This window comes from Streptomyces malaysiensis subsp. samsunensis (genome assembly GCF_024519315.1).
Lineage (GTDB): Bacteria > Actinomycetota > Actinomycetes > Streptomycetales > Streptomycetaceae > Streptomyces > Streptomyces malaysiensis.
In genome coordinates, this window is record NZ_JANIIC010000011.1 from 104425 (window position 1) to 129614 (window position 25190).

Annotated in this window: 33 protein-coding genes; 30 read left to right on the forward strand and 3 right to left on the reverse strand. The window is 69.3% G+C overall.

What is annotated here, in order from left to right; all coding sequences use genetic code 11:
- Window positions 1-45: 45 nt before the first annotated feature.
- A complete protein-coding gene (locus NQU54_RS12245; protein ID WP_086883246.1) occupies window positions 46-489 on the reverse strand; it encodes a hypothetical protein in 444 nt (147 codons plus the stop codon).
- A 204-nt stretch (window positions 490-693) separates the two neighbouring features.
- Here NQU54_RS12245 and NQU54_RS12250 point away from each other — a divergent pair, with 204 nt between their 5' ends.
- The 14 genes from NQU54_RS12250 to NQU54_RS12315 all read left to right on the forward strand — a co-directional run bounded on the left by NQU54_RS12250 (window position 694) and on the right by NQU54_RS12315 (window position 11745).
- Window positions 694-834 (forward strand): hypothetical protein, encoded by a 141-nt coding sequence (locus tag NQU54_RS12250; protein WP_167442596.1) that lies wholly within the window; start codon window positions 694-696, stop codon window positions 832-834.
- Window positions 835-850: 16 nt separating this feature from the next.
- Window positions 851-1129 carry a hypothetical protein gene (locus tag NQU54_RS12255; protein WP_086883245.1) on the forward strand — a complete coding sequence of 93 codons (279 nt, stop codon included), beginning with the start codon at window positions 851-853 and terminating at the stop codon, window positions 1127-1129.
- A gap of 26 nt (window positions 1130-1155) precedes the next feature.
- The gene (locus NQU54_RS12260) at window positions 1156-2184 is read left to right on the forward strand and encodes a YqaJ viral recombinase family nuclease (protein WP_257631065.1); all 1029 of its coding nucleotides are present in this window, start codon (window positions 1156-1158) and stop codon (window positions 2182-2184) included.
- Window positions 2181-3086: a recombinase RecT gene (locus NQU54_RS12265; protein WP_257631066.1), complete on the forward strand. Its 906-nt coding sequence runs from the start codon at window positions 2181-2183 to the stop codon at window positions 3084-3086. The genes NQU54_RS12260 and NQU54_RS12265 overlap by 4 nt, the downstream gene beginning before the upstream one ends.
- Before the next feature lie 183 nt (window positions 3087-3269).
- Window positions 3270-4076, forward strand: a complete 807-nt coding sequence (locus NQU54_RS12270) for a hypothetical protein (RefSeq protein WP_257631067.1) — start codon at window positions 3270-3272, stop codon at window positions 4074-4076.
- The gene (locus NQU54_RS12275; protein ID WP_257631068.1) at window positions 4073-4876 is read left to right on the forward strand and encodes a zinc finger domain-containing protein; all 804 of its coding nucleotides are present in this window, start codon (window positions 4073-4075) and stop codon (window positions 4874-4876) included. Before NQU54_RS12270 ends, NQU54_RS12275 begins: the two co-directional genes overlap by 4 nt.
- Window positions 4873-5121, forward strand: coding sequence for a hypothetical protein (locus NQU54_RS12280; RefSeq protein ID WP_257631069.1), 249 nt, complete (start codon window positions 4873-4875; stop codon window positions 5119-5121). The genes NQU54_RS12275 and NQU54_RS12280 overlap by 4 nt, the downstream gene beginning before the upstream one ends.
- Window positions 5118-5549, forward strand: coding sequence for a hypothetical protein (locus NQU54_RS12285; protein ID WP_257631070.1), 432 nt, complete (start codon window positions 5118-5120; stop codon window positions 5547-5549). Before NQU54_RS12280 ends, NQU54_RS12285 begins: the two co-directional genes overlap by 4 nt.
- Before the next feature lie 26 nt (window positions 5550-5575).
- Complete coding sequence (locus tag NQU54_RS12290; protein ID WP_257631071.1) at window positions 5576-6367, forward strand: hypothetical protein; 792 nt, start codon at window positions 5576-5578, stop codon at window positions 6365-6367.
- Between the two features lie 410 nt (window positions 6368-6777).
- Window positions 6778-7422, forward strand: a complete 645-nt coding sequence (locus NQU54_RS12295; RefSeq protein ID WP_257631072.1) for a DUF5710 domain-containing protein — start codon at window positions 6778-6780, stop codon at window positions 7420-7422.
- 886 nt (window positions 7423-8308) lie between these two features.
- The gene (locus NQU54_RS12300; RefSeq protein ID WP_257631073.1) at window positions 8309-8941 is read left to right on the forward strand and encodes a hypothetical protein; all 633 of its coding nucleotides are present in this window, start codon (window positions 8309-8311) and stop codon (window positions 8939-8941) included.
- Window positions 8942-9002: 61 nt separating this feature from the next.
- Complete coding sequence (locus NQU54_RS12305; RefSeq protein ID WP_257631074.1) at window positions 9003-9377, forward strand: serine integrase family protein; 375 nt, start codon at window positions 9003-9005, stop codon at window positions 9375-9377.
- Between the two features lie 668 nt (window positions 9378-10045).
- Complete coding sequence (locus NQU54_RS12310) at window positions 10046-10492, forward strand: helix-turn-helix domain-containing protein (RefSeq protein WP_257631075.1); 447 nt, start codon at window positions 10046-10048, stop codon at window positions 10490-10492.
- A gap of 2 nt (window positions 10493-10494) precedes the next feature.
- Window positions 10495-11745: a PBSX family phage terminase large subunit gene (locus NQU54_RS12315; RefSeq protein WP_257631076.1), complete on the forward strand. Its 1251-nt coding sequence runs from the start codon at window positions 10495-10497 to the stop codon at window positions 11743-11745.
- Here NQU54_RS12315 and NQU54_RS12320 read toward each other — a convergent pair.
- Complete coding sequence (locus NQU54_RS12320; protein WP_257631077.1) at window positions 11723-12208, reverse strand: hypothetical protein; 486 nt, start codon at window positions 12206-12208, stop codon at window positions 11723-11725. The genes NQU54_RS12315 and NQU54_RS12320 overlap by 23 nt on opposite strands.
- A gap of 36 nt (window positions 12209-12244) precedes the next feature.
- Between NQU54_RS12320 and NQU54_RS12325 the strand changes: the two genes are divergently transcribed.
- From NQU54_RS12325 to NQU54_RS12365, 10 genes are all read left to right on the forward strand, one after another.
- A complete protein-coding gene (locus NQU54_RS12325) occupies window positions 12245-13723 on the forward strand; it encodes a phage portal protein (RefSeq protein ID WP_257631078.1) in 1479 nt (492 codons plus the stop codon).
- 19 nt (window positions 13724-13742) lie between these two features.
- A complete protein-coding gene (locus NQU54_RS12330; protein WP_257631079.1) occupies window positions 13743-15959 on the forward strand; it encodes a phage minor capsid protein in 2217 nt (738 codons plus the stop codon).
- A 14-nt stretch (window positions 15960-15973) separates the two neighbouring features.
- The gene (locus NQU54_RS49220) at window positions 15974-16141 is read left to right on the forward strand and encodes an Rmf/CrpP fold protein (protein WP_308408482.1); all 168 of its coding nucleotides are present in this window, start codon (window positions 15974-15976) and stop codon (window positions 16139-16141) included.
- Window positions 16142-16271: 130 nt separating this feature from the next.
- Complete coding sequence (locus NQU54_RS12335; RefSeq protein ID WP_257631080.1) at window positions 16272-16829, forward strand: hypothetical protein; 558 nt, start codon at window positions 16272-16274, stop codon at window positions 16827-16829.
- Window positions 16830-16948: 119 nt separating this feature from the next.
- Window positions 16949-17605 carry a hypothetical protein gene (locus tag NQU54_RS12340; protein ID WP_257631081.1) on the forward strand — a complete coding sequence of 219 codons (657 nt, stop codon included), beginning with the start codon at window positions 16949-16951 and terminating at the stop codon, window positions 17603-17605.
- Window positions 17606-17620: 15 nt separating this feature from the next.
- Entirely contained in the window at window positions 17621-18478 is an 858-nt protein-coding gene (locus NQU54_RS12345; RefSeq protein WP_020870280.1) for a N4-gp56 family major capsid protein, read from the forward strand.
- A complete protein-coding gene (locus NQU54_RS12350; protein ID WP_257631082.1) occupies window positions 18475-18624 on the forward strand; it encodes a hypothetical protein in 150 nt (49 codons plus the stop codon). Before NQU54_RS12345 ends, NQU54_RS12350 begins: the two co-directional genes overlap by 4 nt.
- A gap of 3 nt (window positions 18625-18627) precedes the next feature.
- The gene (locus NQU54_RS12355; protein ID WP_257631083.1) at window positions 18628-19017 is read left to right on the forward strand and encodes a head-tail connector protein; all 390 of its coding nucleotides are present in this window, start codon (window positions 18628-18630) and stop codon (window positions 19015-19017) included.
- The gene (locus tag NQU54_RS12360; RefSeq protein ID WP_308408483.1) at window positions 19014-19334 is read left to right on the forward strand and encodes a hypothetical protein; all 321 of its coding nucleotides are present in this window, start codon (window positions 19014-19016) and stop codon (window positions 19332-19334) included. The genes NQU54_RS12355 and NQU54_RS12360 overlap by 4 nt, the downstream gene beginning before the upstream one ends.
- Entirely contained in the window at window positions 19331-19687 is a 357-nt protein-coding gene (locus NQU54_RS12365) for a hypothetical protein (protein ID WP_257631084.1), read from the forward strand. The genes NQU54_RS12360 and NQU54_RS12365 overlap by 4 nt, the downstream gene beginning before the upstream one ends.
- Here the strand turns inward: NQU54_RS12365 and NQU54_RS50025 are convergent.
- Entirely contained in the window at window positions 19684-20193 is a 510-nt protein-coding gene (locus NQU54_RS50025) for an HNH endonuclease (RefSeq protein ID WP_372505856.1), read from the reverse strand. The two genes, NQU54_RS12365 and NQU54_RS50025, sit on opposite strands and share 4 nt — an antisense overlap.
- Before the next feature lie 33 nt (window positions 20194-20226).
- Between NQU54_RS50025 and NQU54_RS12370 the strand changes: the two genes are divergently transcribed.
- From NQU54_RS12370 to NQU54_RS12395, 6 genes are all read left to right on the forward strand, one after another.
- Window positions 20227-20643, forward strand: coding sequence for a minor capsid protein (locus tag NQU54_RS12370; RefSeq protein WP_257631085.1), 417 nt, complete (start codon window positions 20227-20229; stop codon window positions 20641-20643).
- Window positions 20644-20655: 12 nt separating this feature from the next.
- Entirely contained in the window at window positions 20656-21123 is a 468-nt protein-coding gene (locus tag NQU54_RS12375; protein ID WP_257631086.1) for a phage tail tube protein, read from the forward strand.
- Window positions 21120-21599, forward strand: coding sequence for a hypothetical protein (locus NQU54_RS12380; RefSeq protein ID WP_257631087.1), 480 nt, complete (start codon window positions 21120-21122; stop codon window positions 21597-21599). Before NQU54_RS12375 ends, NQU54_RS12380 begins: the two co-directional genes overlap by 4 nt.
- Window positions 21600-21667: 68 nt before the next feature.
- Complete coding sequence (locus tag NQU54_RS12385; RefSeq protein WP_257631088.1) at window positions 21668-21805, forward strand: hypothetical protein; 138 nt, start codon at window positions 21668-21670, stop codon at window positions 21803-21805.
- A gap of 25 nt (window positions 21806-21830) precedes the next feature.
- Window positions 21831-24242 (forward strand): phage tail tape measure protein, encoded by a 2412-nt coding sequence (locus tag NQU54_RS12390; protein WP_257631089.1) that lies wholly within the window; start codon window positions 21831-21833, stop codon window positions 24240-24242.
- 3 nt (window positions 24243-24245) lie between these two features.
- Window positions 24246-25178 carry a phage distal tail protein gene (locus NQU54_RS12395; RefSeq protein WP_257631090.1) on the forward strand — a complete coding sequence of 311 codons (933 nt, stop codon included), beginning with the start codon at window positions 24246-24248 and terminating at the stop codon, window positions 25176-25178.
- Window positions 25179-25190 lie beyond the last annotated feature (12 nt).

Genomic DNA, 25190 nt, shown 5'->3' on the forward strand with positions numbered 1-25190 from the left:
CCGCATAACACCGCAGGTCACGCGCGTTCGACAGTCGGTGATCCTTTATGAAGACGTCTCATTCTCCCCGGAAAGTTCCGGGGGCAACTCGCCAGCGGCATATCGCCTGAGCAACTCCTCGACTCTCGGCATGTCCTTGCGCCCCATGCCGGGGGCATGCACGACGACGACCGACGTCTCGCCGTCACTGGCATTGAACGGGTCGTCGGCGATGAGGCCGCAATACTGCTGCGCCGCAGCCTTGCGCACGTCTCGCTCGTCGACATCGATTGCGGACCTGATCGCGGCTGCGACCGCCCCGACGACGCCCGGGCCGAGCATGATTGGCTCGTCCCGCGCGATCCGGTACAGGGTGGCGTACTTCACCGCTACCCCCGTCGTCGGGTCGACCGCGCTCTCAGCGAGCTTGCGGTACGAGTGGCCCGCATCATTGGCGGCACGCAGGAGATCCCCGAAGGGGGTGCCATAGGGGGTGTCGGTCTCCGACACGCTCTCACTCCTGTTCTTGTTGCAAATCTCGAACAGTCTCATCTAATCGCACATGACCTCGCGGAGCACAGCGTTCTATCGCGTTGACGTGCGCTTTGCCCTCTCGTACGGTTGCCGGTGTTCGATATCTGCAACAGTTCGCCCGGCGCTACATCCCATTTGCGCCCCGACTGTTGCACTCCTGAAACAGGACGGAGGGGAGACGTGACCGCCCACGAGGCATCGACCGAGCAGCGCGAGGACAGCAAGCCGAGCGCCGAGCAGATCGACCTAATCCGCCGCATCCTCGCCCCTCACATCCACCGCGCGCGTGCCGAGCGCGCCGAGCAGCAGTCCATAGGGTGAGGAGAAAGAGCACCACATGAGCAGCACCGTCGAGTTTGTCGGTCCGCCGCCCAAGCAGCGCAACACCAAGCACGCTCGTATCGCCGGGGAGTTACGCGCGCACCCGAAGGTGTGGGGCGTCGTGCGGAAGCCGAAGTCCATAACCCGTGCGGCATCCGCCGCTCAGGCCATCCGTGGCGCCCGCCTGCCCGCGTACGCTCCCGCCGGTTCGTTCGAGGCAGTCGCCCGCACGGTCACCGAGGGTGGCGTCGTTGAGTACCGCGTCTACGCCCGGTACGTCGGGACCGACAAGTGACCACAGCCCCGACACAGCCAGCTACCGTGACACCGACGGCCGTCGTTGCCGCCCCGCCGTCCCTAGACCGCGAGCAGTGGCTCATCACGCGGCGTACGGGAGTCGGCGGTTCCGACGTCGCCGCAGTGCTCGGGATGAGCAAGCACACCTCCGCGCATGAGGTCTACCTCGACAAGCGCGGCGAGCTACCACTCGACCGCCCGCAGAACCCCGAGCTCGCCGAGGCTGCGTTCTGGGGGCTGGCGCACGAGCCGACGATCGCCCGCGTGTTCTCCGAGCGGTCCGGCCTCGCCGTTGTCACGGGTCCGGGCATGCTCGCGCACGTCGAGCGACGTTGGATGCTCGCCAACGTCGACCGGTACGTGCTCGACGAAGACGCGCAGCCGTCCAGCCTGTTGGAGATCAAGACCCGTAGCGCATATCAGCTCGACGACTGGCTGCTCGGCGTGCCAGACGGACCGGCGTTGCAGACGCATTGGTACCTCGCTGTCACCGGTTACCAGCACGCGCACGTCGCTGCCCTGCTCGGCGGTAACCGGCTGTTGATTCACCGCGTCGAGCGCGACGAGGGACTCGTCGAGCATCTTGTCGACCTCGTCGGCGAGTTCTGGCAGGGGGTGCTCGACGGCACCCCGCCCCCGGTCGACGGTTCCGAGGCCACCGAGGAACTGCTCGGCCACCTCTACAAGGTCAAGGCCGACGCCGTGACCATCGCCGACCCTGCCGACGTCCTGCCACTGCTGGAACGCCGACGCGAGCTCAAGGCACGCGAGGCCAGGACCGCCGACGAGCTGCGCAAGGTCGACAACCGCTTGAAGGCTGTCGCCGGCGAAGCTGAGGTCGTCAAGACGCAGGGAGCCGTCGCCTTCACGTGGAAGCAGAACGGCCCGCTCTCGACGAAACGATTTGCCGCCGCGCACCCGGACCTCGCACAGCAGTACATGCACCGCGTCGACGCGCTCGACACGAAGCGCCTCGCCGCCGAGCACCCCGACGAGTACCGGGCCCACCGCGCCCGACGCCTCGTTGTGCCCAAGGAGCCTGCCGCAGCATGAGCACCAACCTCGCCGAGCGCGTCGCCAACAAGCGCGCCGGCCGTACCGCCGCCCCTGCCCACCGTGCCGCCCAGCAGCCCACCCTCGTGCAATTCGTACAGCGGATGCGTCCCGAGATCGAGCGCGCCCTGCCCGCCCACGTCGGGGGTGCCGACCGGATCGCCCGCATCGCGCTTACCGAGCTGCGGCGCGTCGAGCACCTCGCCGAGTGCACGCAAGAGTCGTTCGCCGGCGCACTGATGACCTGCTCGGCCCTCGGCCTCGAACCCGGCGGAGTGTCCGGCGAGGCGTACCTGCTGCCGTTCTGGAACAAGAAGATCCGGGCGTACGAGGTACAGCTCGTCATCGGCTATCAAGGCATGATCAAGCTCTTTTGGCAGCACCCGCTCGCCGCCGGCCTGGACACGCACACCGTGTGCGAGGGTGACGAGTTCGAGTACGAGTACGGCCTCGCCCCCGTGCTCAGGCACAAGCCAGCCCGCGGCAGTGCCAAGGGCGCGCCCACGCACTACTACGCCGTGGCCCGCCTCGCGAACAGCGGGAACACGTTCGTTGTGTTGGACGTCGACGACATCGAGGCGATCCGCAAGCGCAGCAAGGCCAAGGACTTCGGCCCATGGGCAACGGACTACGACGCCATGGCCCGCAAGACCTGCGTACGGCAGTTGTTCAAGCTGCTGCCGAAGTCCGCCGAGCTCGCCCGCGCCGTGGCGCACGACGAGACGGTGCGCCGTGACCCCTCGCCCGAGGGACTCGACACCCCCGGCGACTACATCGAGGGCGAAGTCGTCCGGCAGCCCGCCGAACAGGGCGACGAGCAGACCTCGGTCGAGGACGTACCGGCGGAATTCGCCGGCTGGCCCGAGGCCGCCGAGTCCGACACGGCCGACACCACGCAGTGAGCCACGGGCCCGCCGTCCCGACCCTGTGCGGGCATTGGAACGGCGCCGCCGCCCGCTACTGCCACGCCATTGACGGAGTCCGCCACTACCTCACCGGTCGCCGTTGTCCCCTGCACACCCCAGCCGCCCTTGCAGGCAGGCCCGAGGCCCCCGGATCGCCAACACCAATAAGGAGAAGGACCGTTGAGCCGCGCCGCGACGGATTGGGTGTGGGACCACGCCACCGCCCGAGGTACAGCTCGAACGGTGCTGCTCGCCATCGCTGACAAGGCGAATGCCGATGCTGTCGCCTACGCCGGTACGGCCATGCTCGTACAGCGCACCCGGGCGGCCCGTTCGACCGTGCGGGACGCCGTCGACGCCCTGCTCGCCTCGGGCGAGCTCGCCATCGTCGCGGGCGCCACGGGGCCGCGCGGAGAGACCGTGTACCGCCTTCCGCTCGTCATCGACCACGCCCATGCAGAGGGGGCCGGAACTCGGCCCGGGCCGGATTCCGGCCCCGATCGGGAATCGGCCCCCGGGGGGCCGGAATCCGGTACAGAGGGGGGCCGGAATCCGGCCCGAGGGGGAGCGGAAACCAGCCCCCAGAACAAGAAGAACGAGAGAGAACCAGAAGCACAGCAGCAGCCGCGCGCGAACACGCCCGACCGGTCGCCGCTGATTCCCGAACTGCGCCCGCTCGGCGACGCCCTCGCTGCCGCAGGCGTCCCCGTCCGTTGGATGCTCGGCCTCGGCGAGCAGCGCGACGTCTGGCGCCTCGTCGAGCAGCACGGAGTCGATGCCCTCGTCGAGCTGGCCGCCCGCCGCACCCCACCGGGCACCGAGCCGAAACCGGCCCGCTACTGGCTCAAGGTCTGGGGCGACCTCGATCGCGCACCGTCCGCCCGTCCCAAGGGCGTTCCGGCGCGCGCTCCGGGCCCCGCCGCCTACACCGACAACCTCGCCGCCGGCCTCGCCCTGCTGCACGCCCACAAGGAGGGCACCCCGTGATCGACAACCACATCGCCGCCCTGCTCGCCTACGCCGGCCGTCTCGACTCCCGCGTGCGTCGCTCTCTCGCCGACCCGCAGCAGTCGGCCCGCACCATTACCGATTGGACTGCCGCCCTCGCCGACGTCCCCGCCACCCTGCCGGACACCGGTTGGGACGCCTCGCAGGCCGTACGCCGGTACTACGAGCAGCGCGGCGCGGACCGCTCGGCGCAGTTCCGTCCGGTCGAGCCGCACGACGTGCTCGCCGCTTGGGCGCCGCACCGCGCCGAGCTCATGAACCGGCACACCGACCCGGTACCAGCCACCGACCCCGACGACCCGGCAGCGTGGCGTGAGGAACTGCTCGGCACCCGAGCCGCGGTCGCCACCGGCCACACTCCGCCCGCCCAGTACCGAGCCGAGATCAACCCCGCCGGGCAGAAACGACTCGCCGCCCTCGCCGCGGGAGTCGGTCACGGACCGCGCCGGTACATGCCGGCCGAGGTCGCCGCCCAGCTCGCCGAGTACCGGCCGACCCGCGCCGCCCGCGAGGCCGCCGTCGCCGCCGGGCATCCCGATGCCTACGCGCACAAGTGCAGTTGGTGCAACTCCGAGCCTGACCAGCCATGCCGGACCGGCTACCGCCGCCGCGGCAAGGGCCGCGGTACCCGCTCGACCCCGCACCCCTGCCGCATCGAGGCCGCCCTCGCCGCCGAGCAGGACGAGGACCAGCACGACCGCCTCGCCCGCCTCATGTCCACCCCACCCGCCCCGCGCGAGACCCGCGCCCGCCACACCGCCGGAGGAGTCCGCCCATGACCCCGAACGCCGCCCGAGCCGTGGTCGCCGCACACCTGACCGACGCCCTCGACGTGCCACCGCATCGCGCCACGCTCACCGCGTCAGAGCTGCTCGATCGCCTCGCCATCGAGGGATGGGAGATCACCACCACCCCAGCCGCGCGACCGGTCGCGCCTCGCGCGCGGGAGACCCAGCGCGCTCGGCGCCTCGTCGCTCGCCTGCTTTCCCGCCGCGCACGTCCGAACGGAGAGACCGCAAGATGAGCACCCGTACACGCACCGACTCCCGCCGAGGCCGCAGCCAGGCACGCGAGGCCGAGCGCGACGCCCGCCGCGACCGCTTCCGCCTCGTGCTCGCCCGCGCCGACCGGGGCGTGCTGCTGTCCGAGGACTGCGCGCAACTCCGCGCCGACGTTGAGGCCGAGGTCACCGAGAACGACACCCACCGGCGCAGCGCCGGCGGACAGCAGGCAGCAGCGCTCCGGCTGCACAAGCGAATCGAGGCCGCCGAGGCGTGCATCGCCGAGGCCGAGGCCGACCGCGACGCCCTCGCCGAGCGGCTCGCGACCGCGGCCAAGCTTGCCGGGGGCGACTTCCTGCCGGGCGACGGGTGGCACCTCGCCGACACGATCCGGCGCCTGTGCGAGGGCGAGATCACGCCCGAGCAGGCCCTCGACGACACCACCCGCTGAACACCCCGAGGGAGGCACCACCACAGATGACGTCCGCCGCCATTGCCCGCCGCGAGACCGTCGACGCACTGCGCACCGTTCGAGAGTTGTGGGGCGAGCTGCTGCTCGCCATCGAGACCCCGCCGGCCGACGTGTGGCCACCGAGGCAGCTCGCGCACACCCTGCGCGCCAGCGACGACGAGCCCCTCGTCGCCGAGGACCGCGCGCCCCTGGTGCTGCGTGAGCACCCCGCCCCGCTCAATCTCGGCGCCCTCGACACCGGCCTCGCCATCGAGCGCATGCTGTTCGACCTCGCCGACACGCTCGCTGCCGCCGTCCAGCACGCCGAGCAGGACGACCCCCGTCGTTGGGAGTTCCAGCACCCCGACGCGGCCGACGCCCAACGCGCGGCCGGCTCACGGTCACACGGTCTGCACTTCGCTTCCGTATGGATCGAGGGGCGCGTGCTCGACGAGGACACCGCGCCCGAGCAGCAGCTCGACGGCCCGCTCACCGTGCCGCCGTTCGAGTCCCTGCCCCCGCATCTGCTGCACGAGGCACGGCGTACGGCGCGCATCGCCGAGGGCCGGCTGCTGCGCACCCTCGGCCTCGACGCCCGCTGCACCCCGGTACCGGACCACGCGTGCCCGTGGTGCGCCGGCGACCTCGAACTGCACACCGGACCGGACACAGCACCGAGCGTGACGTGCTCGACCGGGCCAGAGTGCGCCGCGCCCGTGCCGCTCGACGAGCAGGAGCGGCGCGTATGGGGGTGGGTCGACCTCGTCGGCCTGGTCGCCGCACTCGCCGAGGGTGCCGAGCACATGCCCACCGCATAGACACCGCCCACGCTGCGCGCGGCCAGCGAGGTCAGTGCGCGATCCAGTAGACGACAGCCGTCACGAGGGCGCTGCCTGCTGCTGCGGCAGCGCCCCTGACGGCTGCGAAAGCGGCTGCCCGCATCAACTGGCGTGCGCTGCGTCGTCCGCTCTTTCCCATTGCTTCCCTCCGTGGCGTCGTCAAGGCCACCGCTGTTGGGCGGCCTCAACCACTGTCACCGGCACATGCGTTGGGTTGGACGTCGAGCGACAGAGGCCAATGTCGTCGAACGACTGCCGATGGGTTCAAACGGCTGCGATGATTCCTGGACGGTTTCAAACGGTTTCAAACGGTGGGGGCATTGGTGGGGCGAGCTGGTCGTCTTCGCAAGCCTGAGTTGCGCGGCAGTCACAAGGAGCTCAACAGGGCCTTGCACGAGTTGCACAAGGGGGCCGGGCTGCCGTCACTAGCGACGGTGGCCACGGAGCTGAAGGGCGCCGGGATTTCGCGCAGCACGATTTACGACGCGTTCGCCAGTAAGCGTCTTCCGAACTGGCACGTCGTTGACGCCCTGGTGGAAGTCCTCGCTACCCGACATCCCCGAACTACGCCCGAGCAAGAAACGGACGCCTTCCACGCCTTGTGGCTCCTGGCAGTTAGTGAGGAGGAAGACGGCGCGCCCCACGCCCCACACGACACCTCCGAAGGGCCGCGCAATGACGCCGGGGATCACCTGGCCATTCGGTTTACGGGGCACGACCCTAAGCTGACGGACGCGCAGCTCGCCGCCACACTCGCAAGCGAAGCCGCCAGCCCCGTTGTGGAAGCCATAGTGGCTGATGGGTGGAGGCACGCGCGCGAGCGCATCGGCACGCTCTTCAATCGTCGTTACGAGGGGCGGATCTGGCTACAGGTCCCGTTCGATCTCAAGGGCCGAGCGAAGGAGTTCGGTGCGCGCTGGGATGCCGACTACAGGCTCTGGTTCATCGAGGAGCCAGTGCCTGAGCTCATGCAGTACCAGGTGCGAGGCCCTCACCCGCCGCGGCTCGGGCTAGGGGACACCAACGAAGGGTGAGTTCCGAACCCACTTGCACCTTTCGTGATCTGATGTTGGCCGCACCTCCGGCGTGCCCGGAATCCCCCTACACTCGCGCGCCCCGCCACTCCCTCCGTGGCGGGGCGCACTTGCGTCAAATGCGCACCCGGACCGGACCACGAGCCAGCCAGTACGGCGCGAGCACCGTGTACCCCGCCACGAGCACAGAGAGCACACCCGGAGCCATCTGGGGGGCTGCGAGCGCAAGCACGATCACAATCACAAGGACCCCAAGCACAGGCCACCTCTTGCCCCATGCACGCACAGGCGGGGCAATACAACGACTTACAGACCTACCGTCAGACATAGCTGTACCCCATTCAGTACAAGCAGAACTTTTGGGCCGAACCCTGACATTGGGAGCCCTTCGATTGAAAGACATTCCAGCGACGTCACCGGCAAAACACAAACCCGCGACCAGCGAACAGACCCACCCCACCTGTGTCACGGCGCCGATTCGCCTTCGAAAGCAAGTCCGCAACCCGAGCCCGCAAAGTAGGGCCGCAGGGAACCGGCCGTAAATTCCATCGGAGTGAAACGGTCTCAATCTGATAACAAGACGATCTTGCGTGGAGCCGACCCCGGCGAGTCGCGGAGGTGAGCACATGGTCGAACCGATCAACGCCCGAGACCGCGAGGCCGTGCGCCGCCTGCGCCCCGAAGCCAAGAGCCGAAACGAGATCACCCGAACGGCGCCCTGTTCGACCTCGGCGGCGACGTCAAGCAAGGGGCGCTGTTCGAGTAGCCGCCCAACTCGATGAACTAAGTTCACGAGCCTCTTGTGAACCTAGTTCACCGTCGGTAGTGTGTACCTCATTCCGCCGGCCTCCACCCGGCGCCACTCACTACCAAGGGAGCAACCCCCATGGAGTTCATCACCTTCGCCGCCGGCCGCACCTCCACCCCTCACCTCGGCGGGCTCGTCAACGGCGCCCCGCGCACCATCTGCAACACCACCGCGCAGGGCCTCCACGTCGTCGCCGCGGCCGACGGGCGCCTGTGCCAGTCCTGCGAGCGGGGTGCGGCCGTTCTGCGCTCGCACGTGCTGCGCCCCGAGGTGCGGCTGCTGGCCACCGCGCGCAGCACGAAGGCTATGGGGCACTACCTGATTGAGGGCATGACGAGCGCGTACTGCGGCGTGACCGTCGGCGAGGGCACCCCCGCGGGCGACCGCGTGTGCAAGGTGTGCGAGGCACTGCGCGTGAAGGTGGCCGAGTTCGACCTCGCTTGGACGAGCAGCCTTTTCGGGTACGACGTCGAGGCCGACGCCCCGTACGACTGCGGCGCATGCGAGTGGGTCGGGCGGTACGCGCAGGGCACGGCGCCCGCGCGGCAGGAGTGGGCCGCGCACGAGGAGACGTGCCCGGCGCCCGCCGAGGACGTCGAGCAGCCGCTCGTCGTTGAGGATGTCGTCGCCACGTGGCGGGCGGAGTGGCTTACCGAGGGGCAGCAGAGCATCGAGGGACTGCTCGACGAGCAGGGCGCCTTGTTCGTCTGACACCATCGGTCCGCCCCGGTACCCCCGGGGCGGGCCCCGTCACACCGGAGACACAGACACGATGACCACCGACGAGCAGCAGATCACCTCCAACTCACCCCGGGGGCGTCTGCTGGCCGGCGTCGCCGCACTCGTTGACGCGTTCGAGGCCGAGACAGCAGACGAGCGCCAGCAGGAAGCCGCGGAACGCGCCGCCCTGCTGCACGACGTCGCCGCGCAGTACGAGCCGACGCGAACGGCCGCTGATCTCACGCTTGCCGAGGCCGGCCGCATCCGCCGCGCGTACAAGCTCGCCGAGGAAGCGACCCCGCGCCTGATCATCGAGGCCCACGAACGCGACGGCATGAGCGCGACGGAGATCGCGAGCATCCTCGACTGCTCGCCCTCGTACGCTTCGCGCATCCTGCGCGAGCACAAGGCCGCAGCCGAGGAGTGAGCAGACCCTCGCCGCTCCACACGACGAGGGTCCTAACCGCGGACGGGAGCAACCCCCACCCCGGCTGCGCCCACCTTAACGACTCTCGGCATCGTCCCCGTGCTGTGGTTGCTCGTCGCCCTTATCCCGCCCCCGCCATGCATCACGCAGCCGGCGGAGCGCGGCAATCGCCGTGACCGCCTTGTCGGAGATCGGGGGCACTTGATCAAGAACAAACTTGAGAAACCCACCGAGCGCGGCCACTGCTGCGGTGGCCCATCCAACCGTTTCCATCCGGACGGCTTGCCTTCCCTGTCGGGGCGGCCGACACGGAAGCGGGCAGCCTCGGGTCGACCACCAGAACACCGGTGATCAGTCCGAGAGCGCCGCCCGACACACGTTGAATCTCGATATGCCAATTTCGGGTGCGAGAGCGTCAGCTCACTTCGCCCCTCACGAACAGGGGTAGGCCCCCAGACGGGACGGTGTCGGCGTCACCGCATGAGTGCCTCTCCCGACAGAATGCAGCAACGCGGCACCCAGAAGGTTGCGCCGTTACCGTTCCGTGACCTAACGTTGGGGGCGCTTCCGGCGTGCCCGGACAACAGCCGATAGCGTCCCCTCAGAACGCCCCGCCACGTTCCCCCGTGTGGCGGGGCGTTCGCACGCCCGGTCGGAGGTGAGCACCGATGGCCGAGCCGATCACCAACCGTGACCGCGAGCAGGTCCGCCGACTGCACGCCGAGGGCAAGTCCCGAAACGCCATCGCCCGCGCGACCGGGCGCAGCGCGGCGACCGTTTCGAAGATTGCCCGCGAGGAGGGACTGACTTTCTCCGGGGGTGCCCGAGTCGCCGCGGCCACCGAGGCACGCCGAGCCGACGCCGCCGCGCGGCGCGAGTTGCTCGCCGACGAGGCACTCGACGGCGCCCTCGGCCAAGTCGCCCGCGCCGCTGGAGCCGAGACCGCGCGGGATGCGCGCGACCATGCCACCGCCGCCCGCGCGCTCACCGAAGTGCACGCCCGAGTCGCCGAGTTGTCGCGCGACAGCGGCCACAGCAGCACGGGCGGATCGATGCTCGACCGGCTCGCCGACGCCCTGCTCGGACCGGCCGGAGGTGACAGCGGGGAGGGCTGACCGTGTCCTCGCCCGCCCCGCTGTCGACGAAGCAACTCGACTCCATCCGGCAGGCAACCGCCCGCATCAACCTGTGGCACGGTTCCGTACGGTCCGGGAAGACCATTGCGAGCCTGCTCGCGTTCCTGCTCGCCATCCGACGCGCCCCGGCATCCGGTCTGATCCTGATTGCCGGGCGCAGCTTGCAGACGATCGAGCGGAACATCATCGAGCCGTTGCAAGACCCGACACTGTTCGGGACTGCGGCCGACGAGGTCCGACACACCCGCGGCGCCACGACCGCGAACATTCTCGGCCGGACCGTGCACCTGATCGGCGCGAGCGACGCACGGGCCGAGGGCCGGCTGCGCGGCCTCACTGCCTCACTGGCATACGTCGACGAGGTCACGCTGCTGCCCGAAGCGTTCTTCGTGCAGCTCCTCGCCCGGCTGTCCGTACCCGGTGCGCGACTGCTGGGCACCACGAACCCCGACTCGCCGCGGCACTGGCTCAAAGTCGGGTACCTCGACCGGCAGCACGAACTCAATCTCGCATCCTGGCACTTCAAGCTCGCCGACAACCCGAGTCTTTCACCTGCGTACGTCGCGTCACTCGCCGCCGAGTACGTCGGGCTGTGGCGCCGTCGGATGATCGATGGGGCATGGGTCATCGCCGAAGGCGCCGTCTATGACGTCTGGGACGAGCAGCGGCACGTCGTCGCCAGCCTGCCCCCGATGCGCCGGTACTGGGCCGCCGCAGACTACGGCACGACGAACCCATTCGCCGCCCTGGTGCTTGGTCTCGGCGACGACGACCGGCTGTACGTCGTCTCGGAATGGCGCCACGACAGCAAGACCGCGCACCGGCAGATGACCGACGCGCAGTACAGCGAGGCCGTCCGTGCGTGGCTCGCACGGCAGCAGGTAGAGCCCGAGTGGACGTTCATCGATCCGTCAGCCGCGTCGTTCATCACTCAGCTATGGGCCGACGGGCACCCGGGCGTCACCCGGGCCGACAACGACGTGCGAGCCGGCATCCGCAGCGTGTCGTCGGCCCTCGCCGCCGGCCTGTTGTACGTGCACGAGTCGTGCGCCGACCTGCTCGACGAAATCCCCGGTTACTCCTGGGACCCGGCCGCCACCGCCAAGGGCGAAGACCGGCCCATCAAGACCGCCGACCACTCCGTCGACGCGCTGCGCTACGTCGTGCACTCCACCGCGCATGAGTGGCGCCACCTGCTCACCGGAATGGTCAGCTTGGAGGTTCCACCATGACTCGCCGGGCCTTATCGATGAATTCCCCTTGCGCAGCCATGAAAGATTCGAACGCCCGGTCAATCGCGTCCTGGTCTTGAGAGCTGTTTAGAAAGAGCCTGATCATATCCCCCGCCGAGCTCAATAGGCTCCCTGCCGAGTCAGCGATCTCCTTGGGGCCACAGAGCTGGATGCGAGCCAGCAGGGACTCACCACGCGGTGGTATCAGCTCTACCTGAGCCGCCAGGGCCGCGTACTCGCTTGATAATGAAACTGGTTCAGATGGCAAACGGTCTACCGGTTCAAGCAACTCCATGAACGCGAGGTACACCTCTCGTCTTTCGATTCTGAGTTGGCGTGCATGCTCAATTCGCCCCTGTTCAGGAACTTGACGACGAGTCCCTATGTACGTCAGCACGGATGCTCCCACAGTGCCGACGACGCCAATGCCCGCACCGCACAGAGCTGCGACTGCTTGATCCATGCCACCAATTTTGTACCGTCGAGGGGGTGACGCGCCGTGTCCCTGCCCGAAAACGGCGTCATCTGGCCGCCCCGGAGCATTTCCCCGCTGTACGCCGACATCAAGGTCGACGACGCGTGGTACAGCGGCGACCCCAAGAAGCTCGCCGACGTCTACCGGCACGCCCCGCAACACCGTCACGACGGCCGCCGACGACTGTGGGGTCGGCACCGGACGCCGCACAAGCGCGAGCAACGGCTGCACATCCCGCTCGCCGGCGAGATTGCGCAGACGTCCGCCGACCTGTTGTTCGCCGACACACCCGTCGTCACGGTGGCGGACACCGCGACGCAGGACCGCCTCGACGAGCTGCTCGACGCCGGCGGCGTGCCCGAGTTGCTGCTCACCGCGGCCGAGACCGCCGCCGCTCTGTCGGGGGTTTTCCTGCGCGTCACGTGGGACAAGGCCGCCGCCCCCGACCGGCCCCTGCTCACCGCCGTACACCCCGACCAGGCCGTACCCGAGTGGTCGTTCGGCATCATGCAGGCCGTGACGTTCTGGCGGGCCCTGCCCTCGACATCGTCGACGGTATGGCGCCACCTCGAACGGCACGAGCGAGGCCGCATCCTGCACGGCCTGTACGAGGGCACCGACGACCAGCTCGGCCGCCGCGTTCCGCTCACCGAACACCCGGATACAGCCGGCCTCGCCGACTCCCTCAGCGAGCAGGGCGACGCCATCGAAACCGGCGTCGACATGCTCACGGCCGTCTACGTCCCCAACATCGCCCCCAACCGCCGCCACCGCGGCGCCCCGTGGGGCCGCAGTGACCTACAGGGCGTGCACGACCTGTTCGACGCCCTCGACGAAACATGGTCGTCGTGGCTGCGCGACATACGCCTCGCCCGGGCCCGGCTGATCGTGCCCGACGGGTACCTGCGCAGCAACGGCCCCGGCCGGGGCGCCACGTTCGACGACGACCGGGAGGTATGGCAGACGCTCGCCATCCCTCCGACCGAACAGGGCAACGGCATCACGTTGTCGCAGTTCGCCATCCGTGTCGAAGAGCACCGCACGACCGCCGAGGCGATCGTGCGGCAGGCCACGACAGCGGCCGGCTACTCCCCCGCGTCCGTCGGATTGGACGGAGACGGGGCAGCAGTCACCGCAACAGAGATTGCCGCGCGTGACCATCGGTCGATGGTGACCCGAGGCAAGAAGGGTCGGTATTGGCGCCGCGGCGTCGCCGACATCCTGCACGTCCTGCTCGCCGTCGACCGCGTCCAGTTCGGCAGCAGGATCACGCCCGAGCGGCCGACGGTCGACATTGGCGACGGAGTCGCCGAGGACCCCACGAGCACCGCGCAAACGCTCGCCCTGCTCACGCAGGCGCAAGCCGTCAGCACCGATACCAAGGTGCGCGCGTTGCATCCGGACTGGGACGACGCCGCGGTCGCCGAGGAAGTCGAGCGCATCCTCACCGAGACCGGGCAGGCCGCGCCCGACCCCGTCGGAACCTTCCCGCTCGCCGCCTGATCGGGGGTGCACGTTGCCCGTGTCCCCCGATCAGGTCGAGTACCTCGCCGCCACGACGGCCGACCTGTACGCCGAAGTCGAACAGCGCCTGCTCGCCCTGGTCGCGCGGCAGCTCGCCGCCGGCATGGAGGCGCCCGGGTGGGCCGTCGCCAAGCTTGCCGCTATCGCACCGCTCCGCCGCGCCGCCGATGCCCTGCTCGACGTCCTCGCCGGACAGGTCGACGCCGAGGTACGGCACGTCGTCGCCGAGGCGTACGAGTCCGGCCGGCACTCCGCCCTCGCCGAGCTGGGCGTGCTGGCAGACGAGAACCGGCGCACCGTCGCCGAGCACACCCCGCAGGCGCAGGCCGTCGACCGCCTCACCGCCGAGACCATCGAGACCGTCACCGCCACGCACCGCGGCATTCTGCGGGCCGTCGAGGACGGGTACCGGCAAGTCGTCGCCGAGGCCACCGCGGCGCCCCTGCTCGGTACGGAGACGCGCAGACAGGCCACGCAGCAGGCCATGACCCGGTTTGCCGACCGGGGCGTGTCGTCGTTCCGGGACCGTTCCGGCCGTCGTTGGGCCCTGACGTCGTATGCCGAGATGGCCGTGCGCACCAGCGTTGCCCGGGCGGCGACCGAGGCGCACATGACCACGCTCGCCGCCGCCGGCGTCGACCTGGTCGTCGTCTCCAACTCACCGCGCGAGTGTCCGCTGTGCCGACCGTGGGAGCGTGCCGTACTGTCCATCGGCGGCCCGGACGGGCCCCGCACGGTCGACGTCGAGCACGCCGTCGAGGATGGCCGCACGGTCCGGGTGAGCGTCGCCGGATCACTCGACGAAGCGCGCCGCGCAGGGTTGCAGCACCCCAACTGCCGGCACAGCGTGTCGGCGTACGCCCCCGGCATCACCCGCACCGAGGACGCGACACCCGACCCGACCGGCTACGAAGCAGGCCAACGGCAACGCGCCATTGAGCGGAAGATCCGGCGGTACAAGAACCGCGCCGCCGTGGCCACCACCCCGGAGGGCAAGCGCGCGGCCGAGGCCAAGGTGCGCCAGTGGCAAGGCGCCATGCGCGACCACCTCGCCGCACATCCGGACCTGCGCCGCCTACGGGCGCGCGAGCAGCGCGGGGCGTCCAACCTGCCTACCCCGACCACCACCCCGCCAGCCGACGTCATGCAGGCCGCCCGCGTCCGCGCCGGCGACGACGCCACGTTGCGCGAGATGACCGACGAGCAGCTCGGCGCCGCGATCCGTCCCGGGGTACTCGATCGACGCGACCTCGACCGCATCCGCACCGAGACCGAGCGGCGCGACGAGACTGATCTGCTCGCCCGACTGCGCCCCGACGGCCAGCTCGCCGAGCCACTCACGCAGTTCAGCGACGACGAGCTCGCCGCCGCGTTCCCGCACTTGCGCGACGACGAGCTGCTGCGCGTCATGGCCGAACTCGACCGGCGCGACGTCGACGCCGCACTGCCGGCCGCTCGCCGCGACCTGATCGGCCTCTCCGACCGTGACCTCGCCGAACGGGCGCGGCACGTCGACGACGCCGAGCGCGCCGAGATCGCCGCCGAGGCCAACCGGCGCCGACTACTCGCCGAGGTATTCCCCGACGGCCGGCTCGCCGACGACCTCTCGGGCATCGGCGACGACGTCCTCGGGTGGGCAATCCGGTACGCGCGCGCCGAGGACGCCGAGCGGATCGCCGACGAGCTCGACCGCCGATACCCGCCGCCGCCCCTGCCCGAGGCCGCCGGCGCACACACCATCGAGGGGCAGCTCGCCGACCGCGCAGCGATCGACCAGGCCCTCGCACCGGCCGAGGCCCCCGACGAGTGGGGGTCGCTCGCGCTCGACGACGGCCCGTACGCCGGCATGACCGCGACCGAGCGATGGATCGCCGAACGGGAGTACGCGGCCGAGCAGCAGCGCACCGCGTACACCCGCGAGGAGATTCGCGAGATGTACCGAGAACACGTCTACGCGCAGTTGCTCGCCGCGGAGGAAGCCACGAACGGCTATCTCCTCAGTGCCAAGGCACGCGCCGACGGCGTCGACCCGATCACCCTGTTTTCCGGACCGGCACACGTGGCCTACGCGCGCGCGTCGGAGGAGCTGAAACGGTGGTGGCAGGATCACCCGCGCCTTACCCTTGCCGAGTACACAGAGCAGATCACGGGCGTGCAGAACACCGCCGCTGACACCGCGCGCAAGTCCCGGGGTGATCAGCAGAACCGACTCTGAATCAGGTGGTAGCAGTGGCCAGTCGGGGCGACCTCGTCCGCGCCATCAACGCCGGCGCCGAGGCCGGCCGGAATGGCGATCCTGTCACCTCGTGCCCGTTCCCCGCCGGCGACCTACGCCGCTCGGCATGGGTGCGCGGATACGCCAAAGCCCGGCCGCTTCCCGGCGCGGACGACGAGTAACCCTCCCGGCTCGTGCCCTGCGCACAGCACGGGCCGCGATCTGTAGCCGCTTCACGGCGTACCTGGGCACGCCCCATGCATGGACGGCCAACGCCAGCCTGGAGGGTCCGTTGGCGCATAGAATCCGGGGATGTTCGGATTCGCGGCAATCGGCAGGGCCTTGGACGCCGTGGCCAAACGATGGCTCCAGCGCGGCAAAGAGACCGACCGTCAGCGCCGCCTGTCGTATGACAGGCGACACCAAGCCAAGACTGAGAAATACGAGGCACAGAAGGAGCGGGAACGCGAAGAGACGGAACGCGCCAAGCAGATACGGGAGCTGTGCGATACGGCGGTACGCGCGATCTACGCCGCACTACCCGCAGAGAAGGAGTTGAGCGACCGGCTCATACACGAAGGTGCGAAGCTCCACCTGGAGCTGAAGAAACACGGCGAAGAAGTCAACAGCAGGGACATAACGCTGTGGGTGCTGGGAGAGCGGGAAAAGGCGGACAGCCCTGAGTACGACGAGGCCCTGGTGCCCGTACGCGAGGCCCTGTTGACACTGTCGCCGTACCTCTTGATCCAGTGGGGGCGCGAGAAGTACCCGATGGAATCGGACCTGTTGGGCTGGATACAGCGGATCAAGCTGTTCCGTGAGTCCATTCCGGTCCTGGGTGTTGGCAGTTCGCTCCTGGACCAGGGATAGAGGCGTCGAATACGTCGAGGCCCTCGCCCGCGACTGCTGACCACACAGTAACCACCCCCTAGGGCCCGCTATGCGGGCCCTTCTTCATACCTACATAACGCCCGGAGGACCGAGCACTCATGACCGAACCCACCCTGCTCTCTGCCCCGACTACCGGCACCGATCCGGGCACCAGCGCACCGCCAGCCGCAAGCACCACCCCACCGGCGGCGCCCCCGGCATCGGCCGCCCTCGATCCGGTCGTCGAGAAGCAGCGCGCCACCGCCGCGGAGCAGGCCGCGGAGCAGGCCAAGACTGAGCGCGACGAGCTGCTCGCCGGCCTGCGCCGTGTCCTCGACCCGAACGGCGCCGCGGCCGAGCAGGACCCGGCTGCCCTCGCCGCGCAGGCCACCACCGAGCGCGACCAGGCGCAGGCCGAGGTGCTCCGCCTGCGCGTCGAGCTGGCCGCGCACCAGGCCGCGCACGGCGCCGGCGCCGACCCGGCCCGCCTGCTGGACTCCCGCGCCGTCGAGAAGCAGCTCGCCGACCTCGACCCGGACGACGCCAAGTTCGGCGACAAGCTCGCCGCCGTCATCACGGCCGCCGTCGATGCCAGTCCCCACCTGCGTGCCGAGGGCACCCCGGCCGGTCCACCCAAGGGCGGCGCCGACTTCACCCCCGGCAGCACCCCGGCGCCGACGGCCGAGCAGTTCGCGCGCATGAGCTACGGCGAGCGCGTCGAGCTGCACCAGTCCGACCCCGACCTGTACGCGCGGCTGTCCGCCGCATCCGAGTAAGGAGGGCATCACTCCATGCCCGCAGGAAAGACCACCGCGGCACAGATGATCGTGCCCGACGTCTGGGCCGACATGGTGCAGGCGAAGTTCAAGGGGGCGTTGATCCTGGGCACGCTCGCCCTCGACGACAACACCCTCGAAGGCAAGCCCGGCGATACGGTCAACTTCCCCAAGTGGACCGCTCTGGGCGAGGCCGAAGACCTCACCGAGGGCACGCCGATGACCCCCGAGCAGCTCGGCACCGACCCGGGCAACTCGGCCACCATCAAGGAAGCCGGCAAGGCCGTCGAGCTGACGGACAAGAGCCGGCTTGTGGCGTTCGGTGACCCGTACGCGGAGACGCAGCGACAGCTCGGCGTACTGATCGCCCGGAAGATCGACAAGGACCTGACCGCCGCGGCCGAAGCCCCCGGCGTGATCACCGTGGACGCCTCGACCGCCGCCCTGTCCTGGAACGTCATGGTCTCCGGCATCGAGAAGTTCGGGGACGAGTGGGACCCCGACAACATGGCCGGCCTGGTCATCCACAGCGTGCAGCGCGCCGCCCTGCTGCGAGACCCGAACTTCATCTCGGCCGACAAGCTCGGCGCCGGCGCCGTCATCCCGCGCGGCGTGATCGGCCAGGTAGGCGGCGTGAACATCTACGTTTCCGACCGCGTCACCAAGACCGGCACCGGAGCCGACACCACGTACAACGCGCTGCTGCTCCGGCGCGGCGCCCTCGGCCTGCTCTACAAGCGCCGGCCCATCGTCGAGACCGACCGCGACATCCTCGCGCGCACCACAGTCGTCACCACGAACGTGCACTACGCCACGCACCGCCTCGACGACGAGGGCGTCGTCGTACTGAAGACCAAGGGGGCCGCCGCGTGATGCTGCGCCGGTACCACCGGCCGCCGCCGGACGCCGAGCCGTCCGGCCAGGCTGCCGCCGAGCAGCCCGCCAACGCCCCGCAGGCACAGCAGCCCGCGGGGCGTTCTGCTGCCCGCAGCAAGACCGGCAAGACCGAGGGGAGGTGAGCAGTGGGCAGCGTCTACGCCACCCCCGAGCAACTCGCCACATACACCGGCGCCCCGGCCCCCGAGGGCGCCGAGCGGCTACTCGCCCGCGCGTCCGAGGACATCGACGCTGCCCTGCTCACCGCCTACTACGCCACCGACGCCGATGGAGACCCCACCGAGCAGCACGTCGTCGACGCGTTGCGGGATGCCACCTGCGCACAGGTCGAGTACCAGCTCGCCACGGGAGACGACGGCACCGGAGCGGCCGGCGTCTGGGACGCCGTCAGCATCGGCCCCGTATCCCTGTCCGGCCGCAAGGCAGGCCCGCCCGCGGCATCCGGCGTCGACCTCGCCCCCCGAGCCCACCGCGCCCTACTGCGGGCCGGCCTGCTCCCGGGGGTGATCTGGTGAGAGTCCCCGACGCCCTGCTGCGCCACCGCGTGACCGTCGAGCCCTACCTCGGCGACACCGCGTACGGCCCGACCTACGGGCCACCCGTGCCGAACGTGCGCGCCCTGGTCGCCGCCACCGTGCGGCAGGTGCGGCGCGCGAGCGACGGCCGCGAAGTCGTCAGTACCGCTCAGGTGATCACCGCGCCCGGCCTTACCTGTCCGCCCGGCAGTCGCGTGACCCTGCCCGACGGACGGGTGACCACCGCCATTGCCACCGCCGAGCACACCGCGCCCGGCCTGCCCGTCCCGGCCTGTACGGAGGTGAGTTGCGAATGACGCAGCGTGCCCGCCTCACATGGAACGGGGCCGCCGCACTGCGCGGCGCCCGGGCCGGCGCCGCCCGCGGCCTGCGACTGGCCGCCGAGCACGTCCTCGAACGCTCCCGCGCCCGCGTCCCGATCGAAGAGGGCATCCTCGAACGCTCCGGCGTCGCATCGGTCGACGAGCAGTCCCTCACCGGGGCAGTCAGCTTTGACCAGCCGTACGCCGTTCGGCAGCACGAGGACATGACGCTTCGGCACGATGCCGGCCGCACCACGAAGTACCTCGAAGGCCCGCTGAACGAGGAAGCCGGGACCGTCCTCGACATCATCGCCGCGCAGGTGCGCCGCACGCTACGCAATAACTAATTATCCAGGGACTTTGCCTGCACATATCGCTTAACGAAGTCCCGCCCACCCCGCGTTATCGCCAGATAGTAGGCTTTTTCGTTTCGAGCAACCTCAATGCTGAACTCATCCCGCCCCGGACTTATCTCAAATAGGCCATCCCGTAATAGATTCCTGACCGCCCAAGCCATGAAACGAGGGATCATAACGGCACGGTTAATAGGCTTCGCGAATTCCTCTAATACTTGCCGCTCAAGATCGGTGTATCTACTATTCACCACCGTTAGGTTGGCCTTGTATTGCAGCATCGACAGGCGGTCTATTGCACCGTCGTCATACCGGGTGTGACAGGTAGGGCAAAGGGCTATGAGGTTGTCGAACGAATGCTCTCTCACCTTCGCCCAAGGAGTGATGTGCGCCAGTTCAACCGGTACTTGCCGACACGTCGGTATCGCACATCGGTGGCCAGCTTCCACAAGTACGGCTCGTTTCATGGCTGCTGGGATGTCTGGTCGGTCCTGAGGCATGTCCAGTACTAAAGCAGAAAGTTGCCAACCGCTGTGAGCCCTGACCTGCTCGACGGCCTCGCCCGCTACCTCGACGGCCTCGGCCTGCTGGACTACGACCCGACCGGCACCAGCGGCGACACGTTCATCGAGACCATGCCGTCGGCCCCCGACAAAGCTGTGTCCCTCGCCCTGTACGACGGGGCGCCGCCCGAGGCCCGCGACGATGCCGACACCCCCCGCCTGCAAGTCCGCGTCCGCGGCACCGCCGACCCCCGCGTCTCCCGCACCCGCTGTACGGCCCTGTACCGCGCGTTGCACGGCCTCGCCGGCGTCGAGCTGGCCGACGGTACGTGGCTCACCCTCGCCGCCGCCCGCGGCACCCCCGCCCCCTTGGGGCCCGATTCAACCGGCCGGCACGAGCACGTCGTGAATTTCAACCTTGACGTGTCCGGCCCCACCGAACCGTAAGGAGGTACCCCGATGGCAGGCGGAAGGCCGATTGACGCCCGCGGGTGGATTTTCGAAGTGGAGGACGCCGACGCCGGCGCCGAGACGTGGCTGCCGATCTCCGGTATCACCACCTTCACGCACAACCCGGGAGAGAACGAGGAAACCGTCGACACAACGGCGTTTGACTCCGACGGCCTGTACGAGCAGGACGTGATGCAGCGGGGCGCGACGCTGGAAGTCGAGGGGCAGTACCGCATCGACAAGACCACCAAGGCGCAGGACCCCGGGCAGGCGTACATCGACCACGAGTGGGCGCAGCGTCTCGGCATCGACTCCCGAAACCGCGTGCGGTGGCGCCACAACACGCAAACGCAGTGGGTCATCTGGGATGCGACCGTGACCCCTGGTGAGCAGGGCGGAGGCAACAACGACAAGACGTCATGGAGCTGCACCATCACCCGGTGCGGCGCCCCGACGTCCGCGGCGGTGGCCCCGTGACCGACCTCGACCGCGCCGACGTCGACCAGGGCGACGAGCAGCAGCTCGCCGCCGGCGGGCCGGCCGACTTCGACGCGTTTTTCGCCGAGGAGTCCGCCACCCGGCCGCGCGAGCAGCTCACGCTCTACGGCACCACGTACACCCTGCCCGAGTCCCTGCCGCTGATGTTCACGTTGCAGATGGAGCGCGTACAGAACTCCAGCGACCCGGCCGACGTCCGCAAGATGCTTGCCACGCTGTACGGGGCCGACGTCCTCGATACGTGGGCCGAACACGGGATGACCGACCGGCAGCTCGGCGTCGTGCTGATCTACTCCGCCGGCAACATCCGCCGCCCGGGCAGCGTCACCATGCAGCGCGCGGCCGAGCTGTACGCCGAGCAGGAAGCGGGAAAAGCCCCGGCGCCGAACAGGGCGGCACGGCGCGCGACGACGAAGAAGGGGAAGAAGGCGCCGAGTTCTGGCGCGCGATCCTGACGCACTGGGCCGCCATCGAGGGCGACCTCGCCCGCGAGTACGGCACCACCGCGCCGGACCTCGCCCGCATGAGTACGCGCCGCTTCCTGGTCCTGGTCTCCGGCCTCCCGAGCGAGTCCCGTTTCGCCCGCGCATGGGCGCGCACGCCCCGGACCGTCACCGATCCCGCAGAAATCGCAGCGATCACCGGCCTGCCCGCCGCGTGACCCGACCGCCGGGGGGTGAGTGCCTGTGTCCACGCCGCTCACCGTCGGCGAGCTGCTCGCCACCATCACCGTTGACGACGCCCCGGCCGAGGGCGGCATGCAGCGCGCTGAGGCCCGCATGCGCGCCACCGGCGACACCATGGTCGCCGACGCCGACCGGGCCGGACAGCAGGCCGGCGCCGCCCTCGGCGACGGCATGGCCGACGGGAGCGACGACGCGGCACGCGCCGGCGCCGACGGGCTGAAGGCATTCGGATGGGCCGCCCTCGGCGCAGGCATCGGGGCCGCCATGATGACCGGCGTCGGCGAGGCCCTCGAACAGGCCAAGGTGCCCGGCCAGTTGCAGGCGCAGCTCGGCACCACCGGCCCCGTAGCGGCGAAGTACGGCAAGGTCGCCGGCGACCTGTACGCCGGCGCGATCGTCGATTCGGTCGAAGATGGCGCCGAAGTCATCAAGGGCATTGCACAAAACGGCCTGCTGCCACCCGAAGCCACACAGGCGCAGATCCAGACCATGAGTAAGCGCGTCGCGGACACCGCGGCCGTCATGGGCGAGGACGTCGGGGCCGTGAGCCGCGCCGTTGGCGTCATGCTGAAAACGGGCGTCGCCAAGTCCGCGGATGAGGCTATGGACGTTCTCGTACGTGGAACCCAGAAGGGCGCGAATTCCGCCGAGGATCTGCTCGATACGTTTACCGAGTACCCAACGCAGTTCCGCGACTTGGGGCTCGACGCGCAGACCGCAATGGGGCTGATGCAGCAGGGTCTACAGGGTGGCGCGAGGGATGCCGATACGGTCGCGGACGCGTTGAAGGAATTCGCGATCCGCAGTAAGGATATGTCCGCGACCAGCGTGCAGGCGTTCAAGGACATTGGCCTTAATGCCGACACGATGGCGGCGACGTTCACCAAGGGCGGACCGGAGGCCAGTAAGGCACTCGGCGACGTCCTGCAACGTATCAAGGCCATTGAGGACCCGGCCAAGCGGAACGCAACCGCCGTCGCGCTTTTCGGCACCAAGGCCGAGGACCTACAAGGTGCGCTGTTCAAACTCGACCCGTCGACCGCCGTAAAGGCACTCGGCGACGTCAAGGGCGCCACCGACAAGGCCGGCGACGCGATGCGCGACAACGCGGCAACCAAGTTCGAGCAGTTCAAACGCGGACTGACGCAGAAAGTCGTCAGCGTCATCGGCGACTACGTCATCCCCATTCTGACCAAAGGCGCCGACTATGCGGTGAAGTTCGGGCAGGGCATCGCCACCGCCGCCGGTTTCGTCTCCGACCACTCGACCGCCTTTACCGTGGCCGCCGGACTGATCACGGCCTTTTTCCTGCCCGCCCTGGTTGCCCTCGCCACGCAGGCATGGACAACGACAACCGCCGTCGTCACCGGCTGGATCACACAAGGCACCGCGCAGGCCGGCGCACTGGCATCGTTCCTCACCACCAACGCGACGATTCTTGCCGGCTGGATAGCCCAAGGCGCCGGCGCAGCAGCCGCCGCGGTACGCGTGGTTGCCGCGTGGGTCCTGATGGGCGCACAGAGCCTCATACAGGCCGCGCGCATGGCCACAGCGTGGGTGATCGCCATGGGCCCCGTTGCGGCCGTCATTGCCGCTGTTGTCGGTCTGGTTGCGCTGATCGTGGCCAACTGGGACACCATCGTCAACGAGACGAAACACGCGTGGGAATGGGTCTGGAACAAGATCAAGGGCATTGGTCAGTTACTGCTCAATCTGTTCCTGAACTTCACTCTTGTCGGGATCATCATCGCTCATTGGAACTCGATCAAGTCGGGCACCTCACGCGTATGGAATGGCATCGTTTCTTACGTCGGTGCGCTGCCACAGAAGCTCATCAGCCTCTTTACCGGCTGGTCCCTGTCGAGCATGATTACCCGGCATTGGCAGAACGCCAAGGACGGATCAGTACGCAAGGCAACCGATCTCGTCAATTGGGTACGAGGCTTGCCCAACAAGATCACATCGACTCTTGGGAGTCTCGGCGGCCTGCTGTACGACAAGGGGGCCGACCTTGTCCGGGGCCTACTCCGTGGCGTTAGGTCAATGGGCGGTTGGCTGAAATCTCAGCTCGTCTCTTTCGCGAAAAACATGATCCCGGGACCGATCGCTAAGGCGCTCGGAATCCATTCACCGTCAACGGTCATGGCCCGCGAGGTCGGCCGCTGGATTCCCGCCGGCGTCGTCGCCGGTATCCGCTCCGGGCAGGGCGCCCTCGAACGGACCATGTCGCAGCTCGTGACGCCCCCGACCGTTCCCGCCTTCGCCGGCGCCGCCGCCGGTACCGCACCGGCCGGCGCCTTCGGCTACGCCCCGGGCGGCGCGTCCGTGCACATCGAGCATTGGTACGGCGGCGAGCAGACCCCGGAGGAGAACGCTGCGGCCCTCGAATGGCGCATGAAAGCGAGGGGGTGAACCGTGGCAATCGGCGACCAGGTCACCGCGACCGGGCACGTGCAGCTCGGCGAGCTGCTGCTCGGCCGCGGCACTCCCTACCGGTGGCGCTCCCTCACCGGGTGGGAGGACCTCCCCGCGCTCGACAGCGGCAGCACCCCGCGGCCGGCCGCGCATGGCGACATCCTCGGCCGACTGCTGGCGCAGTCCCGCGTCGTCACCCTCGACGACATCGTGATACGCGCCCGGCCGGCCGAACTGGGCGCCGTCATGCAGCAGCTCGGCGACGCAACGGCCGTCCGGGACCACGAGATTCCCCTCGTGGTGCAGCTCGACGACCGCGGCCCGCTGCTGGCGTGGGTCCGGGTAACGGCCCGGTCCGTACCCGTCGGCCGCGGGTACACCGTCGGCACCATCACCGGCGCCGCGGTGCAGTTCACCGCGTCCGACCCGCGCCGGTACGAACTGCTCGAACACACCGCGCGGGCCGGCCTCCCGGCCGACGAGCCCGGACTCGACTGGAACACCGGCGAGGACCTGCTCGACGCCGGCCTCGACTGGGCCACCGCCGCCAACGTCGACGGTGGCCTCGCATTCGGCGTTCCGGGCAGCACGGGCACCCTGACCGCCCGGAACGCCGGCAACGCGCCGGCGCACCCCATCGTCGAGTTCCGCGGCCCCGTGTCTATGCCGAGCCTCACGAACTTAGGGACCGGCGACACCCTCGAATACGACCTCGACCTCGCCGTCGGCGATGTCCTTGTCGTCGACACCGGCGAGGGAACCGCGACGCTCAACAGCACCGCGTCACGGCTCTACACGGCGAGCGTCCGCAGCGTGCCCGAGACCACGTTCACGCTCGTCCCCGGCACGGCTGACATGGCATTCCGGGCCGCCCCTGGATCATCCGACCCCGCCGCATCCGTCGCCGTCCGGTGGCGCTCGGCCTATTGGTAAGGAGGTGGCGCC

Excerpts from the sequence above, each read along its gene's own strand:
- NQU54_RS12365 (WP_257631084.1), top strand. The coding sequence starts at position 19,331 with ATGACGCAGCGTGCCCGCCTCACATGGAACGGGGCCGCCGCACTGCGC.
- NQU54_RS12285 (WP_257631070.1), top strand. The coding sequence starts at position 5,118 with ATGAGCACCCGTACACGCACCGACTCCCGCCGAGGCCGCAGCCAGGCA.
- NQU54_RS12265 (WP_257631066.1), top strand. The coding sequence starts at position 2,181 with ATGAGCACCAACCTCGCCGAGCGCGTCGCCAACAAGCGCGCCGGCCGT.
- NQU54_RS12335 (WP_257631080.1), top strand. The coding sequence starts at position 16,272 with ATGTTCGGATTCGCGGCAATCGGCAGGGCCTTGGACGCCGTGGCCAAA.
- NQU54_RS50025 (WP_372505856.1), bottom strand. The coding sequence starts at position 20,193 with ATGCCTCAGGACCGACCAGACATCCCAGCAGCCATGAAACGAGCCGTA.
- NQU54_RS12340 (WP_257631081.1), top strand. The coding sequence starts at position 16,949 with ATGACCGAACCCACCCTGCTCTCTGCCCCGACTACCGGCACCGATCCG.
- NQU54_RS12280 (WP_257631069.1), top strand. The coding sequence starts at position 4,873 with ATGACCCCGAACGCCGCCCGAGCCGTGGTCGCCGCACACCTGACCGAC.
- NQU54_RS12255 (WP_086883245.1), top strand. The coding sequence starts at position 851 with ATGAGCAGCACCGTCGAGTTTGTCGGTCCGCCGCCCAAGCAGCGCAAC.
- NQU54_RS12310 (WP_257631075.1), top strand. The coding sequence starts at position 10,046 with ATGGCCGAGCCGATCACCAACCGTGACCGCGAGCAGGTCCGCCGACTG.
- NQU54_RS12320 (WP_257631077.1), bottom strand. The coding sequence starts at position 12,208 with ATGGATCAAGCAGTCGCAGCTCTGTGCGGTGCGGGCATTGGCGTCGTC.
- NQU54_RS12385 (WP_257631088.1), top strand. The coding sequence starts at position 21,668 with ATGAGTACGCGCCGCTTCCTGGTCCTGGTCTCCGGCCTCCCGAGCGAG.
- NQU54_RS12290 (WP_257631071.1), top strand. The coding sequence starts at position 5,576 with ATGACGTCCGCCGCCATTGCCCGCCGCGAGACCGTCGACGCACTGCGC.
- NQU54_RS12305 (WP_257631074.1), top strand. The coding sequence starts at position 9,003 with ATGACCACCGACGAGCAGCAGATCACCTCCAACTCACCCCGGGGGCGT.
- NQU54_RS12300 (WP_257631073.1), top strand. The coding sequence starts at position 8,309 with ATGGAGTTCATCACCTTCGCCGCCGGCCGCACCTCCACCCCTCACCTC.
- NQU54_RS12345 (WP_020870280.1), top strand. The coding sequence starts at position 17,621 with ATGCCCGCAGGAAAGACCACCGCGGCACAGATGATCGTGCCCGACGTC.
- NQU54_RS12375 (WP_257631086.1), top strand. The coding sequence starts at position 20,656 with ATGGCAGGCGGAAGGCCGATTGACGCCCGCGGGTGGATTTTCGAAGTG.